This is a genomic window from Actinoplanes sp. NPDC020271, from assembly GCF_044388125.1.
Classification (GTDB): domain Bacteria; phylum Actinomycetota; class Actinomycetes; order Mycobacteriales; family Micromonosporaceae; genus Actinoplanes.
The window spans coordinates 1-15,042 of the sequence record NZ_JBIRWQ010000059.1 but is presented as its reverse complement, the minus strand read 5'-3'; the positions used below and the strand labels follow the sequence as shown (position 1 = coordinate 15,042).

Here is a 15,042-nt window from a genome sequence, read left to right as displayed (position 1 = left end):
CGTGTGGCCTAGAGAACTTCATGATCACCGACGTGATCTCATCCGCCTTCTTCGGCTCCACAGAGGCCGATCACGATGCGAATCCCCAGTTCAGAGCCAACCCGTCCGACAACGCAATGGCCCTGCCATGGGTCGCCGGAAGTCGACGGTGGGGGTGCATCGCATACTCATCGACATGTCTAATCTGTTTAACCGGCTCAGCGAGGCAATGTGAACTTCCGCAGCCTTCGCCTCGACGATTCCCTGGGTGAGGTCTTCCAGCAGGTTGACGCCTTCATCGCGCGGGAACCCGTCCGCTTCGTCTCGGCGGAACGGTACCGCGCGGATCTGGCGCGACGAACGTTCCGCCCGGAATGGACCTGGATCGCGGAGAACGAGGGCCGCATCGCGGCCCGGGCGGTGTGGTGGGGCCGGCCGGCCGGCACCCGGCCATTGCTGCTCGACTGCCTATGGACCGATTCGTCGGCCCGTGATCGGGTTGGTCTCGCCGCGGGACTGCTCGTCGCCGCACATCGGCGCTTTCAGGAGCAGCATGGAGACCAGTTGCCGGAGGCATTTCGCATGACTCTGCACAACGACTGGCGGGCCGATCCCGCCACCCGAGACGCGGTGGCGTGGCGTCAGGGTGCCGCCGCGGCAGTCGGCTTCACCCACGTGGTGGAGCGGCTGCAGTTCGCGTGGACGCCGGCCTGCGGTGTGCCGGAAGCAGACGACCGGCTCGTCTTCGTGGCGGAGCCGGACGACGACAAGATGGTTGAGATCTTTCGCCGCATCGGTGACGGCAGTCTCGACGACGAGACCCACAAGCAGCGGGCACGGATGAGCTCGGAGGAGACGGCCCGGTACGAGATGCAGTTCTACCTCGATGCACCAGGCGAACGTGACTGGTGGCGAGTGGTGTATCAGCCGGACGGTCTGCTGGCCGGCCTGGCGATTCCGTCCGCAACGTCGTACAACCCGAATGTGGGATACCTCGGCGTGGTACCCGAAATGCGGGGACGGGGGTACGCGCGGATCATCCTCGACGCGATCACGCGGAGCCACGCGAACCGGGGCGCTGAACAGATCACCGCGACCACGGACATGAGCAACTTTCCGATGGCCGCTGCTTTCCGGAAGTCGGGATACCGCAACACCGAAACCCGACTGCTGCTGTCGGCCGCATAGACGGGGTCCGTGATGGATCGGCGCCCTACCCAAGCGATCCGGCCGACACCCCTGATCGGCGGAGACGAGGTCAACGCCGTCAAAGCCATCGTGCCGATGACCCGCTCCACGGTGCCGCCGTAGTGCGGCTGGCCCGGAGGCCGCCACCGCAGCGTGACCCCGTGCTGCTCGCACCCCCGGCGCAGGGCCTCGCTCTTGAACTCGGCGGCGTTGTCCAGATACAGCTCAGCCGGCTTGCCGCTCATCGGCCAGGCGACGTCGACGCCGATGCGCTCCCGCCATGCCCGCTTGCCGGTCACCATGTGCGCCAGGCGCAACCCGACCGACAACGCCGACGGCGCCTCCAGCGTCACCACCAGGCCGACGATCGCACGGCTGAGAACATCGATCGCCACGGTGATGTAGGGACGTCCGATCGGCAGCCGGTGCCGCTCGTCGACCACGATCACGTCAATCTCGGTGTGATCGATCTGGACCTGTTCCAACAGCTCACTGACCTGCGGCGGCACCCCGCCCGCCGACCGCAGCGGCCGGGCCGCGTCCACGCCCTCACGCGCCAGCGTCGTGGCCACCGGATCCAGTTGGCCGCCCGGCGCACCAGCGCACCCCGCGAGGGCGCCGGCAGCCCCGGCTCCGGCACAGCCGTGCGACCTCCCGGTGCACCGCCGACATCGAGCGCCGCTGCTTGGTCAGATACCGGGTACACAGCACCTCCCGGATGACCGACTCCACAGCCTCGGGAAGGTGCTCGCGGCCCCGGCCGCCGCTGGAATGGCCGGGGAGCATGTCCGAGACGGCCCCGTCGCCCTGGCGCCAACGGCGAAGTAGCACGTACACCTGGCGCCGGGACAAGCCGAGTTCGGCGGCGGCCTCGTCCGCGCAACGGTGGCCGACCTCGTCCAGCTCGGCGAGACGGCCGATCATCTCAGCGCGGCGAACCGCGAGATCCCAGGCCGCCGAAGACGCCGTCAACACGCCCCGCTCGGGCACCAGATGCGCCTCGTCCACCGTCGGTCCTCCCGTGCCGTGCACAGGAGCACGAACCAAGATCGACGTTAGTGCATACGAGTCCGATCAGGCCGTAGGTCCGTACCCGACTGCACCGGCCCAGGAGGGACGACTTCCGACCGTGCAGTCGACCTCGGAAACCGACACTGACGCTCGACACAAAGTCGCGCTTCTCTCACTCGTCTTCGGCAGATCCGACGGAGGCCGCCGGTCTCGAACCCGGATCACCGGTGGCCGCGGCCGCCGGCCGCTCGGCGACCGACCCGGCCGGCGTCACAGGTTCGCGGTGACCCACGCGCGCAACCGGCTGACGGCCTCGGCCCGCACCCCGGCCGACGCCGGGGAACCGGCCGACACCGGGGAACCGGCCGACGCCGGGGAACCGGCCGACGCCGCCGCGCGCAACGGCACCTGCCGGGGCATGCGCGCCACCACCGCCCGGATCTCGTCGATCAGGAACGGCCCCCACGAGCCACCGACGACGATTTCCTTCGGGTCGGCCAGGGCGATGACGGCGGCGATCACGCCGCACACCGCGGCGGCGATCATCTCCCGATCGGCGGCGGAGCTCTTCTTCAGCCGCGCGACGTCGATCGCCGTGGTGCCGGGTTTCCGCAGCCCCAGCTGGCCGAAGAGGTCGATGAACGGGATCGCGCGGCCCTGCGGCCCCGCCGTGAGCAGGTGCGAGATCTCCCCGGTCAAGCCGCTGGAGCCCCGCCGGATCCCGCCGTCGTCGACGATTGCGGCGCCCAGCCCCTCCCCCAGGTACAGGTACGCGAAGTCCTGCTGTCCCTCCGCCGCCGCAGCCCAGTTCACGTCGTTGTCGACGGTCACCGGGCCGTCGACGTACGCGGAAATGATCTTCACCGGATCCAGCTCACCCACCAGGAACGGCGAGTCCGGCAGCTGGACGAGCCGGCCGGTCGCCCGGTCGACCGGGTCGGCGGCGCTGACCACCGCCAGGCGGACCGGCCGCGGCACTCGGTGGCGGACCTCGCCCACCGCGTCCGCCAGCGCGGCGCCGACCCCGCTCGGCTCGGCGTGCCTGGTGACGGACGCGATGTCGTCGCCGTAGACGTCGAGGCATTGGGCGACGACAGCCGCGCCCGGGCGCGATCCCGACAGTCCGTCGCCGACGCCTTCCGGCCCGATCGTGACGGCGAGCGCGCCACCGATTGACGGCGCGAGGGCGTAGTACGAACCGACCCGCCCGCGCCCACGCCCGCCCTGGGTGCGCTCACCGGTGTCGGCGACCAGGCCCCGCTCGGTCAGCCGGCGCACGCTCTCCCCGGCGGTGGGCTTCGAGATGCCGATGGCCGCGGCCAGTTCCGCCCTGGTCAGACGCCGATGCTCGATCAGGGCGAGCACCACCCGTTCGTCCGTGAGCGCCCGGACCAGGTCCTGGGACGGCGCCCGCACGCTGTCCGGTGACGCCGCACCGGCTCGGCCTGATGACGGCGGGCGCACGGGCTCGCCCCTCGGGCTGATCGGGTCGGTTCGCGGCCGGCTGGACTCCACGTGCCGATTCTAGTCAGGGGTCTTGCCTTGGAAACGACCACGACCCTATCGTCGTACAAGTAAGGGGGTTTGACTTGAAAGGGACTGGCATGGACCTACCGCATTGGGAAGAGACGCCCACCGATCTCCGCTCTGCCACCCGTGAGGTGAAAGCGGCGCTCCGCGCCCGGATCGCCGCCTCCGGTCGCACCGTGGAGGACGTTTTCGCCGTCGTCGAGCAGCGCGTGCAGTCCGCGGTCGACGACATCACCGCGGCCCGCCGCCGGGGCGAGACCATCTGGCCGGTGATCGACTACGCCGACATCGCCCGGGGGGAAGTTTCCGCCGAGCAACAGGCCCTGCTGAAACGGCGCGGCTGCCTGATCGTTCGCGGTCACTTCGAGCGCGACCAGGCCCTGCAATGGGACGCCGGCATCGTCGACTACGTGGAGAGCAACCGGTTCTTCGAGAACTACCGCGGGCCTGGCGACGACTTCTTCGGCAGTGTCGGCTCGAAACCCGAGATCTACCCGATCTACTGGTCCCCGGCGCAGATGCAGGCCCGGCAGAGCGACCGGATGGCCGCCGTCCAGGCGTTCCTCAACTCCCAGTGGAAGCACGAGTCCGAAGGTGTTCAATGGTTCGACCCGGACCGCGACTCCCTGTACCCGGACCGGATCCGTCGCCGCCCGGAGGGTGCCGACTCGGCCGGGCTGGGCACGCATCTCGATCCGGGCACGCTCGACCTGTGGATGACCAGGTCGTACCAGCAGGCGTTCCGTCATCTCTTCGACGGCAGCGTGGAGCGGTACGACCCGTGGGACGCCGCCCACCGCACCGCCGGCCCGCAGTACCCGGGTTCGACCATGTGTTCGGCGTTCCGCACGTTCCAGGGGTGGACCGCGCTGTCCGACATGGATCACGACCAGGGCGTCCTGCACACGGTGCCGATCCCCGAGGCGATGGCGTATCTGATGCTGCGCCCGCTGCTGCCCGACGTGCCGGACGACGACATGTGCGGCGTGACCGTGAACCAGGTCTTCCCCGCAGGTCACAAGTGGCATGCCCCGCTGATGGAGGCGCTCTCCGGCATCCCCGACGTCCGGGCCGGCGACTCGGTCTGGTGGCACTGCGACATGATCCACAGCGTGGCGCCGGTCGAGGCACAGCAGGGCTGGGGAAACGTCATGTACATCCCGGCCGCTCCCTGGTGCCCGCGCAACGAGCGGTACGCGGAGTCGGTGCGCAAGGCGTTCCTGTCCGGCGAGAGCCCGAGCGATTTCCCGGCGGAACACTACGAGCGCGACTGGCCGAACCGCTTCCGCGCCGAGGACCTGAACGAAATCGGCCGCCGCGGCCTGGGCCTGAAGTAAGCCGCGGCCCAGCCCAGGCCCGGAGTAAGCCGCGGCCCAGGCCCGGGGAAAGCGGCCCGGACCCGGGGGAAGCGGCCCGGACCCGGGGAAAGCGGCCCGAAACGACCCTACGACCGCCCGACCGACTCCCCCACCTCGGTCCGGGACGAGACCCCGAGCTTGCGCAGGATGTTGGAGACGTGCACCGCCGCCGTCTTCGGCGAGATGTAGAGCCGCCGCGCCAGTTCGGTGTTGGTCAGCCCGTCGCTGATCAGCACCGCCACCTCCCGTTCGCGGGGTGTCAGCGCGGCCGGCCCGGTGACCGCCGGCGCCGCGTCCACCGGCGCCATGCCCAGCTGCGCGCGAACCTGGTCGAGCTGGGCCACCCGCCATCCGCCCCACTTCGCGAGCAGGGAAGCGGCCGCCTCTGCCTGGACGGTCGCCTCGGCCCGGCGGTCGGCGGCGAGCAGGCAGCGGGCGGCGCCGACCCGGACGGTGCCGCGGGTCGCCGGCCCGAGAATGTGCGAGTCGACGATGGACAGGTACTCGGTCAGCGCCGCCGCGTGCCGGCCGTGCGCCTCGGCGAGTTGCGCGGCCACGAGCGTCCGGTGGGCGTCCCAGACGTCGTCCTCGTTGATCAGTTCGGCGGCGAGCGCGTCGAGCCGGGGGCCGGGCAGGCCGATCTCCAGCGCGGCGGAGATCAGGTCATGGGCCTGCTCGCCACTGCGCCAGGGCTGCGTGGCCAGCGCCGTGACCAGTTCGTTCAGGGTTTCTTCGGCGCGCGGCAGGTCACCGCGGCGGCAGGCGAGGTGGAAGGCGAGGCCGGGGATGACCGTCGGCGGGTTGTCCGGCACCATCGCCAGGTCGGCAATGATCTCCTCGACCCGGTCGAGTTCACCGGCCTCCAGGTACAGCCCGGCGAGGAACACCCCGTGGTAGTCGGCCCAGCGTCCCCGCCGCTGGTAGCCCCGGTCCTGCTCGCGCCCGTCCTCGAGGGCGGTCAGCGCCGCGTGCAGATCGCCGGCGCGCAGGGCGAGCCGGGCGCGGCCCTGGAAGTAGGAGGCCACCGCGAGGGCCTCGAAACCGGCCCGTTCCGCGTTGACGCGCATCCGCTCCAGCGTTTCCGCGTATTCCGCCGGTGAGGTGGGCGGCACCCCGTTGACCAGCCGGTTGAGCGCGCGTGCGGCCAGCACCCACTCACCCGCGGCTTCGGCCTCACCGACCAGCTCGGACAGCATCTTCTGTCCTTCGGCGGCGGTGGTGGGGCGATCGCTGAGAATGGAACCTTTTTCCAGGAGTGCGGCCAGACGTACCGACGGCATGTCGATCTCTTCGGTCAGCGCCAGCGCCCGTTCGCTCCACTCCAGCGCGTTCTCCAGGTCGTCGCGCAGGTATCCCGACTGGGCGATCGCGGTCATCGCGCGGGCCTGACCGGCACCCGGTGGGAGCTGCTCGATCAGGGTCTCGATCTCGTGCGTCAGGGTGCTCATCTCGTCCGTCTCACGGGACTCCCACGCGCACCGGACCAGCAGGTACAGCGACTCGGCGCGGTCGGTGGCGTCGACCGCCAGGTCACGCCAGCGACGCCCGTACCGCAGCGCGTCGTCGAGCAGCCCGGCGAGCCAGGCCGCACGGGCACCGGCGCCGAGCAGTCCGGTGTCGTCGGGCGCCTCCTCCAGCCCCATCTCGGCCAGCTGCAACGCCTGGTAGGCGGAGCCGATCGACAGGTAGAGGGCGGCGCCGCTGCGGGCCGCGGCGACCAGGTCGTCGTAGCGCCCGGCGCCGCGCGCGTGATGCGCCACCATCGCCGGGTCCGACGCACCGCTGTCGAGCAGCGCGTCGAGCGCCGTCTCGTGCAGGCGGCGTCGCTGCCGGCCGAGCATCTGCGCGGCGATCGCCTCCCGCACCAGCGCGTGCCGGAACGCGAACTCGTCCTCGCCGGACTCGACCAGCACCCCGCGTGTGACCAGGTCGCGCAGGACCGCGATCAGCTCGTCCTCGCCGGCGCCGGTGACCGCCGCGAGCAGGTCGAACGGGATGCGGTGGCCGAGCACCGTGGCCGCCTCGACGATCCGGTGGCTGACCGGGTCGAGGTCGTCGACCTGGCGGCGCAGCACGTCGGCGAGGCTCCACGGCAGCGGCTGGTCGACCAGGTCCTCCAGGTCGACCCCGGGCAGCGCACGCAGCAGTTCCTCCAGGAAGAACGGGTTGCCGCCGGTGCGATGGTGCAGCGCGGTCGCGGCTCGCAAGGGGGCGGGGGCGCCGGTCGCGGCCGCGAGCAGGGCCGCCGTCTGGGCCGGGGAAAGACGATTGAGGCGTACGTGCGTGACCGCGTGCCGCCGTTCGAGCTGCGCCAGCAGCCCGGCGACGGGCCGGCGCCGGGTGACCTCGTCGGGCCGGTAGGTGCCGATCAGCAGTCGCGGGCCGTGCTGGTCGGCGATGCGTTCGAACAGGGCGGCGCTCTCGGAGTCAGCCCAGTGCAGGTCCTCGAAGACGATCACCGCCGGCGCGTCGCCGATGATCTCGTTGACGACGGCCAGGCCGGTGTGCAGCCGTTCGACCGGGCTGCGCCGGGGATCCGCCAGCTCCGCCAGCAGTTCCTCGTCGATGCCGGGCCGGTTGTCGATGGCGTCGAGGAGCACCTCGTACGGCCGGGAGAGCGACCCGGGTTCGGCCTGACCGACCAGCACCACCGTGTCGGCGGAGAGCTTCGCCAGCAGCTCGTGCACCAGCCGGGTCTTCCCGATCCCGGGCTCCCCCGCGATGATCGCCACCGCTGGGTCCCGGGAGGTGGCGAGCCGCGCCAGCCGGCGCAGCTCGCCGTCGCGCCCGACCATCACAGGACTGACACTGCCGCGGACGATTCGCACGTCGTCAGGGTACCGGTGGGACGGTCGCGCACCGGTCCCGCTTGTCGTCCGCGGCGGGCCTGCCGGGCCCGGCGGGCGCCGGCCAGCAGCCGCTCCCGGCCGGCCTCGGCGATCAGGTCCCGCCGGCGCTCGGCGGCCAGGCTCAGCATCAGGTCCGGGTGGATGAGCATCTCGGGTCTCCTCGTCGTTCGGTGATGTGTCCATCCTCGATCGGCGGGCGTTGCCCCACATCCGGCACTGTTGCTTATCTTCGCTGCTCAAACCCTTCCTAGGTACGCCGTGAAACGCTCGTAGGCATACCTAGTGCCTCGTCTTTGAACGTTGGCCGTGTAATCCGCCGGGGCTGTTTCAGGCAGGCTGTCCCTCTCGCTGTTGTACGGGAGGTGATGCCGGGTGGCCGACGCGGCAAACCGCTAGGCCTTGACCAATTGGTCGAGCGTCTCGCCGGTCACCCCGAGAATTCGCAATTGCCGGTCGCGAAAATCGCCTGCATCTTCTACCTGGAATCCCGCGACGGCGAGCACCTTGGCGAGAGTCTCCAACTGAGTGCTTCGGATTTCCACTTGTGCTCGGAACAGCGGGCCGCTGATGCCGACCCCATCAAGTGACTGCCGCACCGCCCGCATCCACTCCTTCGAGGCCTTCCAATAGACGAATACCTGGCCGGCCTCGTCCATCGAGGTGTCCACCTCCACGATGACACCGACCTCGTCATGCGGAGCCGAGTAATCGTCGAGGGAAGCGTGAAAGCCAAGCAAGGTCAGGGTGGTCAGCGCTTTACGAGCCAGCTCCGCAACGACGTCAGCGCATTCCTCACTTTTTATCGACCTCACCCCATTCGTGCATTTTTACCTCCTTGAACCATAACGCGCTAGGCGAAGACCTCCTCCTTCACCGTGCGGGTACGCAGCAGGGCCCAGACGACCAGGGCCGCGGCCATCGCGGTCAGGACGAGCCCGGCGACGGTCACCGCCTGCTCGAACTGCGCCGACTGCCGGGCGGTCCAGGACGGTGCCGCGATGCTGCCGGTGACCATTGCCGCCAGGATGGTGCCGGTCACCGCGATCCCGGCGCCGGAGGTGACCTCCGACGACGTGTCGACCAGGGCCGCGCCGATCGTGGTGCGGTTCTCGGGGAGGCCGCGCAGCACGGTCACGGCGGCGACGGCGCCGACCACGCGCATCCCGGCGGCGACGAGCACCAGGGCGAGCGCGATCCACACGTACCCGAATCGGCTCAGCAGTCCGTAGACGGCGAGACCGGAGACGACGGCGGCCGCGCTGCACCAGGCCGCCCGGTCGAGGCCCGCCCGTTGCACGAACCGGTTCACGAACGCGCCACCGGCGATCAGCACCACGACCTGCGGCAGCAGGCCGAGGGCGGCGCGGGTCGGGGTCCAGCCCCAGTCGAGCTGCAGTTGCAGCGTCACCAGGTAGCCGAGACCGGAGATGGCCAGGCCCGCGGCGGCCTTGTAGGCCAGGCCGCTGGCGACCAGCGGGCGCGCCACCAGCGCCAGGTCGAGCAGCGGGTGCTCGGCGGCTCGTTCCCGCACGACGAAGAGAGTCGCCGCCGTCACGGCCAGGGTGCCCCCGGCCCACGGCAGCCAGGAACCGCTGCCCTCGTTCAGGAACAGGGTCGGGGTGACCAGCGCCAGCACGATCGTCGTCGTCCCGAGGACCGCGCCGAGCACGTCGACCGGGTCGCGGTGCAGGCCGGCCCGGTCGTCCGCCTCGACGCCGGTGCGGATGCAGAGCATCGCCAGCAGCGCGACGGGAACGTTCGCCAGCAGCAGGACCGGCCACGGCGCGATCGCGAGGATCAGCCCACCGGTGGTCGGGCCGACCGCCAGGCCGACCAGGCCGATCGTCGAGATGAGTGTCATCGCGCGCACCCGCAGGCCGTCGTCGTCGAAGAGCCGGAAGGCCAGGGCGGCGGACCCGGGCGTGGTCATCGCGGCGGCGACGCCCATCAGCGCGCGGACGGCGATCAGCTGCCCGGCGGTGGTGACGAAGGCGGTGGCCAGGCCGGCCACGGCGAGCAGGGCCAGTCCGATCAGCATGATCCGGCGGCGGCCGTAGCGGTCGGCGACCGCGCCGAGGACCAGCATCAGGCCGCCGAAGACGACCGAGTACGCCCCGGTCACCCACTGCAGGGCGACGGTCGAGGCGTGCAGGTCGCGGCCGATCGTGGGCAGCGCGACGTTGAGGATCGAGTTGTCGAGCATCTCGAAGAGGAAGACGGCCGAGAGTCCGGCCAGGGCGACCCAGGCGGATCGCAGGGACGGGGCGCTCATCGGCGCTCCTTTCACCAGTTCAGTGGATACGAACACCGTTCTACTCCGGTACAGTGTTCGGATCAATACGAACGGCGTTCCGAGTGAACTAGAACACCGTTCGTAAGGTCGGCTAGACTGCGGACATGTCACCGACTCCGCAGGAACGGCGCGCCGCCCGGCACCAGGTCGGCGCCGGTTCGGACAAGCCCGCCGTCCGGCGCGGCCCGTCCGGCGGCCGCAAGAAACCGATCACCGTCGACGCGATCGTCGACACCGCCTTCGCGATCATCGAGTCGGAGGGGTACGAGGCGCTGACCATGCGACGCCTCGCGGTCGCGCTGGAGACCGGCCCGTCGTCGCTCTACGCCCACGTGGTCAACAAGGAGGACCTGGACGAGCTGCTGATCGGCCGCCTCTGCGCGGAGATCGAACTACCGGCGCCCGACCCGTCGCGGTGGCGCGAGCAGCTCGTCGGCGTCTGCACCCGGCTCCGTGATCAATATCTGCGCTATCCGGGCATCTCCCGCGCCACGTTCGCCGCCGCGCCGTCGAACCTCGACACGCTGCGGGTCAGCGAGGGACTGCTGGCCATCGTGCTCGCCGGGGGCGTCGAGCCGCAGGCCGCCGCGTGGGCGGTGGACTCCCTGACGCTCTACGTCAACGCACACAGCCTGGAGGTCGCGGTGGCGAGCCGGCTCGGCCGGGCCGGCGACGAGTGGGTGGTCAGCCGCGACGACATGCTCCGGCGCTTCGCGTCGCTGCCGGAAACCTTCCCCCAGACCAAGCGGTACGCCACGGAGCTGACCGCCGGCACGACCGCCGACCGCTTCCTGTTCACGATCAACCTGATGATCGACGGCCTGCCCCGCACCGACAGCCAGGCGTAGCGGGCGCGGACTTCAGCCGCGCCGCAGCCCCGGCCGGTTTATGAAACGATTCACATCGCCGGTTACGCCAACCGGCGCGAGCGGCTGACTTCTGCAGCAGCTCGCGCCGGTTCGCATGGTCACTAGCGGGCGCCGTACCGCCGGTTCGTCAATCCGTTCAGGAGCGCGGCGAAGACGAGTACCGCGCCGAGTGCGAGTAGCTGGTACTGGGAGCCCTCGTTGCCGACGAAGGCGAGCAGGATCCCGGCGTTGAGCCAGACGATCAGCAGCGTGGCGAGCACGACTCCGGCGACGCGGCCGATGCCGCCGGTGATCGCGACGCCGCCGAGGACGGCGATGGTGATCGCGGGCAGGGCCATGCCGTTGCCGGAGACACCGGCGTCCGGGCGGGCGGAGGCGAACTGGCCGACCGTGACGACGGCGACAAGACCGGAGATCAACCCCGCGTAGACGTACGCCTTCGCGCGCGTGTCCCGTACCGGCAGGCCGGCCCAGCGTCCGGCGACGTCGTTGGTGCCGATCGCGTAGAGCCGCCGCCCGTAGGTGGTGCGGTTCAGCAGCAGCCACACCGCGACGACCGTGGGCAGCAGGAAGGTGAAGATCGCGAGCGGTACGTCGGGGAGGTAGGGCCCGATGACCGGCAGTTCGACGGACCGTGTGATCGCGTACAGGTCCTGGATCGGTGCGGTGCTGATCGGCTGCTGATCGTTGATCACGATCGCGATCGACTTGTAGGCGTAGAAGGTGGCCAGGGTCGCGATCAGCGCCGGGAACCCGGCGTAGGACACGAGGAACCCGTTCACCGCGCCGAGCAGTGCCCCGAACCCGGCGGTGAGGATGATCGCGGCCCACAGCGGCCAGCCCCATTCGCCGTACGCGAAACCGAAGGTCATGCCGGCGAGCGAGACGATCGCACCTACGGAGAGGTCGATGCCGCCGCGTCCGGACAGGATGACCAGGAGCTCGGCCAGCCCGAGCATGGCCAGGGGTACCGCGTTGATCAGCGACGCGGACATGTAGTCGAAGTCGTAGGGGGCGGTCAGGTAGCCGCCGGCGTCCTGGACGAAGAACGTGACGACGACGGCGACGATCAGTACCGCGAGCAGCGCGATCCGCTGCGTGAGCAGGACCCGCAGGGCCCGGGCGCCGAACGACTCGCGGGAGGCGGCGGGGTCTTCCCTCGGCGGGGCGGGCTGGGCTTCGACGATGGTCACCGGCTCCTCCTGGCGCGGGCGCGCAGCAGGTCGGCACCGACCGCCACGATGATGAACACGCCGACGAACAGGTCGGACAACTGGGACTTCCAGCCGAGCTGGGTGACGCCGGAGCTGACCGACTGGACCAGCAGGGCGCCGAGCAGAGTGCCGAGGACCGAGCCGCGGCCACCCATGATCGAGGTGCCGCCGATGACCACGGCGGCGATGATGGCGAGTTCCTTGCCGGAGCCGACCGACTGGTCGAGCGTGGACGTGCCCTGCGCGATCAGGAAGCAGGCGGCCAGACCGACCAGCACGCCGGTGATCGTGTAGGCGAGCAGGACGCGGCGCTGCACCCGGACACCGGCCAGACGCGCGGCGACCGGGTCGCCGCCGATGGCGAAGAAGTGCCGCCCGCCCGCGGTGTGCCGCAGGTACCACCAGACGGCGGCGGTGATCAGCACCGTGATCAGGAATGCGTGCGGGATCCCCAGGGTGCGGCCCTCGGCGCCACGGCCGAAGAACGCCAGCGTACCGGGGATGCCGTTGACCGTGGTGGAACCGAAGACGCGCAGGCCGGCGAAGGTGAAGAGGTTCGCCGTGCCGAACGTGATGATGATGGCGTGCACCCGGCCGTAGGCGATGAGCACGCCGTTGACCAGGCCGAGCACGGCACCGGCGGCGACCGAGATCAACACCGCGACGCCGAGGTTCACGCCCGAGCCGACCAGCGCCTTGGCGGTGAGCACCGAGCAGACCATCATCGCAGCACCGACCGAGACGTCGATGCCACCGGTGATGATGATGATCGTCATGCCGACGCCGACCAGGGCCACCGGGGCGGTCGCGACCAGCAGCGGCTGCAGCGAGCCGGCGGTCAGGAACGCCGGGGTGGTCAGCGCGAGACCCACCCAGAGCAGGGCGATGACCGCGACCAGGACCAGTTCCTGGCCGGAGACCGGGGCGGGCAGGACCCGGCCACGGGGTTTCGGTGGATCGGTGGCGGCCGGCGGCCGCACGGCGGTGGTCGTCATCCGACCTTCTCCTTCACGGACTCGTCGTCGTCACCGGCGTCGCCGCTCGCGGTGGTTTCCCCGGCGCCCGCCCGGGGCTCGTCCTCGGAGCCGGCGGCCGCGGCGAGCAGCTCCACCTGGGTGGCGTCCGGGCCGAACTCGGTCGTCGTGGTGCCGCCGCGGACCACCTGGATGCGGTCGGCGATGCGCAGGGCCTCGGGCAGGTCGGACGTGACGACCAGGACCGCGGTGCCCTCCTCGGCGAGCTCGGTGATGATGCGGTGGATCTCCTCCTTGGCGCCGACGTCGACGCCCTGGGTGGGCTCGGCGAGGATCAGCACCTCCGGCCGTTCGACCAGCTGGCGGGCGAGCACCACCTTCTGCGCGTTGCCGCCGGACATCGCGCTGATCGGCTGCCGCTCGTGCGGGGTCTTCACCGCCAGGCGCTTGATCAGGCCCAGCGCGACGTCACGCTCCCGGCCGCGGTCCAGCCAGGCGCCGAAGCGGGAGAGCACCTTCAGGTGGCCCGCGGAGATGTTGAAGGCGATCGACTGGAAACCGAACATGCCCTCGGCCTTGCGGTTGGCCGGCAGCAGCGCGATCCCCAGCTTCTGGGCCTCGCGGGGCGAGCGCGGGTTCACCGGCTTGCCCCGCAGCTGCAGATCGCCCGTGGTGGCGCGGTCGATGCCGTACACGCAGGCGGCGATCTCGGAGACACCCGAGCCGACCAGGCCGTACAGTGCGACGATCTCACCCGCTTTCACCCGGACGTCGACGTCGTGGAACTTTCCCTCGCGGCCGAGACCGCGGAGTTCCAGCACCGCCGGGCCCTCGGGGACCGATCGGTGCGGACGCTCGTCGGACAGGATGCCGCCGACCATCAACTCGGCGATCTTCCGCACGGTGAGGTCGCCGATGCCGTACGTCCCGATGGTTTGTCCGTCTCGCATGACGGTGACCTCGTCGGCGATGCGGAACAGCTCGTCCAGACGGTGCGAGATGTAGACGACGGAGACGCCGGAGCTGGTCAGGCGGCGGACGACGTCGAAGAGCACCTCGATCTCGGCGTCGGTGAGGATGGCCGAGGGCTCGTCGAGGATCAGCACGCGGGCGTCGCCGGCCAGGGCCTTGGCGATGGAGATCTGCTGCTGTTCGGCGATCGAGAGGGTGCCGACCGGGGCGGTGGCGACGTGCGCGGGCAGGCCGAGCAGGTCGAGGAGTTCGACGACCTTCGCGTTCTGGGCGGACCAGTCGACCCGGCCGCCCTTCTTGAGCTCGCGGCCGAGGAAGATGTTTTCCGCCACCGTGAGTTCGGCGAAGAGTTGCGGCTCCTGGTAGACGGTGGCGATGCCGAGGGCGAGCGCGTCGGTGGTGGACCGGATGGTCACTTGCGCGCCGTCGAACTCGATGGTTCCGGTGTCCGCGGTCTCCACACCCGAGACGATCTTGATCATCGTCGACTTGCCGGCGCCGTTCTCACCGACCAGGGCGTGCACCTGCCCCGGTCGCACCGTCAGATCGGCCTGGCGGATGGCACGGACCGCACCGAACCGTTTGGCGATGCCGGTCAGCCGCAATCGCGGGGATTCTTCTTCTGCCACTGTAGCTAGCTCTTCCGTTCGGCGGACCCGGGCGCGCCGGGGCTGCATCCCGCGCAGCCCCGGCAGGCGGCATCAGTAGTTGAACTGGTCGACGTTCTGGTCGGTGATCGCCAGCGCCGGGCCGAGCAGCAGCATCTTGCTCGACGCGTCGTAGGCGACGGCCGGTAGTTTGTCGC

General features: G+C 70.5%; 12 protein-coding genes and 1 pseudogene. 3 read left to right on the top strand and 10 right to left on the bottom strand.

Annotated features, from left to right (window positions below; genetic code table 11):
* Positions 1 to 447: 447 nt before the first annotated feature.
* Positions 448 to 804 (bottom strand): hypothetical protein, encoded by a 357-nt coding sequence (locus tag ACH442_RS47310; RefSeq protein WP_396344786.1) that lies wholly within the window; start codon positions 802 to 804, stop codon positions 448 to 450.
* On the opposite strand from ACH442_RS47310, the gene ACH442_RS47305 reads away from it, so the two are divergent.
* Positions 751 to 1,167, top strand: coding sequence for a GNAT family N-acetyltransferase (locus ACH442_RS47305; protein WP_396344785.1), 417 nt, complete (start codon positions 751 to 753; stop codon positions 1,165 to 1,167). The two genes, ACH442_RS47310 and ACH442_RS47305, sit on opposite strands and share 54 nt — an antisense overlap.
* 89 nt (positions 1,168 to 1,256) lie before the next feature.
* Here ACH442_RS47305 and ACH442_RS47300 read toward each other — a convergent pair.
* Positions 1,257 to 2,175, bottom strand: a pseudogene (locus tag ACH442_RS47300) (transposase); the annotation flags it as partial.
* Between the two features lie 273 nt (positions 2,176 to 2,448).
* Positions 2,449 to 3,693: an ROK family protein gene (locus ACH442_RS47295; protein WP_396344784.1), complete on the bottom strand. Its 1,245-nt coding sequence runs from the start codon at positions 3,691 to 3,693 to the stop codon at positions 2,449 to 2,451.
* A gap of 89 nt (positions 3,694 to 3,782) precedes the next feature.
* Here ACH442_RS47295 and ACH442_RS47290 point away from each other — a divergent pair, with 89 nt between their 5' ends.
* Positions 3,783 to 5,045 (top strand): DUF1479 domain-containing protein, encoded by a 1,263-nt coding sequence (locus ACH442_RS47290; protein WP_396344783.1) that lies wholly within the window; start codon positions 3,783 to 3,785, stop codon positions 5,043 to 5,045.
* 107 nt (positions 5,046 to 5,152) lie between these two features.
* Here ACH442_RS47290 and ACH442_RS47285 read toward each other — a convergent pair whose 3' ends face one another.
* The 4 genes from ACH442_RS47285 to ACH442_RS47270 form a co-directional block, all read right to left on the bottom strand.
* Positions 5,153 to 7,894: an AAA family ATPase gene (locus ACH442_RS47285; protein ID WP_396344782.1), complete on the bottom strand. Its 2,742-nt coding sequence runs from the start codon at positions 7,892 to 7,894 to the stop codon at positions 5,153 to 5,155.
* Positions 7,861 to 8,064 (bottom strand): hypothetical protein, encoded by a 204-nt coding sequence (locus tag ACH442_RS47280; RefSeq protein WP_396344781.1) that lies wholly within the window; start codon positions 8,062 to 8,064, stop codon positions 7,861 to 7,863. The genes ACH442_RS47285 and ACH442_RS47280 overlap by 34 nt, the downstream gene beginning before the upstream one ends.
* A gap of 243 nt (positions 8,065 to 8,307) precedes the next feature.
* Entirely contained in the window at positions 8,308 to 8,727 is a 420-nt protein-coding gene (locus ACH442_RS47275) for a hypothetical protein (protein WP_396344780.1), read from the bottom strand.
* A 38-nt stretch (positions 8,728 to 8,765) separates the two neighbouring features.
* Positions 8,766 to 10,187 (bottom strand): MFS transporter, encoded by a 1,422-nt coding sequence (locus tag ACH442_RS47270; RefSeq protein WP_396344779.1) that lies wholly within the window; start codon positions 10,185 to 10,187, stop codon positions 8,766 to 8,768.
* A 125-nt stretch (positions 10,188 to 10,312) separates the two neighbouring features.
* On the opposite strand from ACH442_RS47270, the gene ACH442_RS47265 reads away from it, so the two are divergent.
* Positions 10,313 to 11,056 carry a TetR/AcrR family transcriptional regulator gene (locus ACH442_RS47265; RefSeq protein WP_396344778.1) on the top strand — a complete coding sequence of 248 codons (744 nt, stop codon included), beginning with the start codon at positions 10,313 to 10,315 and terminating at the stop codon, positions 11,054 to 11,056.
* Positions 11,057 to 11,178: 122 nt separating this feature from the next.
* Here the strand turns inward: ACH442_RS47265 and ACH442_RS47260 are convergent, their stop codons facing one another.
* Genes ACH442_RS47260 through ACH442_RS47250 form a run of 3 tightly spaced genes read right to left on the bottom strand, consistent with a single transcriptional unit; the run spans position 11,179 to position 14,866 of the window.
* Positions 11,179 to 12,270 carry an ABC transporter permease gene (locus tag ACH442_RS47260; RefSeq protein WP_396344777.1) on the bottom strand — a complete coding sequence of 364 codons (1,092 nt, stop codon included), beginning with the start codon at positions 12,268 to 12,270 and terminating at the stop codon, positions 11,179 to 11,181.
* The gene (locus tag ACH442_RS47255) at positions 12,267 to 13,286 is read right to left on the bottom strand and encodes an ABC transporter permease (RefSeq protein ID WP_396344776.1); all 1,020 of its coding nucleotides are present in this window, start codon (positions 13,284 to 13,286) and stop codon (positions 12,267 to 12,269) included. Before ACH442_RS47255 ends, ACH442_RS47260 begins: the two co-directional genes overlap by 4 nt.
* Positions 13,283 to 14,866 carry a sugar ABC transporter ATP-binding protein gene (locus tag ACH442_RS47250; protein WP_396344775.1) on the bottom strand — a complete coding sequence of 528 codons (1,584 nt, stop codon included), beginning with the start codon at positions 14,864 to 14,866 and terminating at the stop codon, positions 13,283 to 13,285. Before ACH442_RS47250 ends, ACH442_RS47255 begins: the two co-directional genes overlap by 4 nt.
* Positions 14,867 to 15,042: the final 176 nt, after the last annotated feature.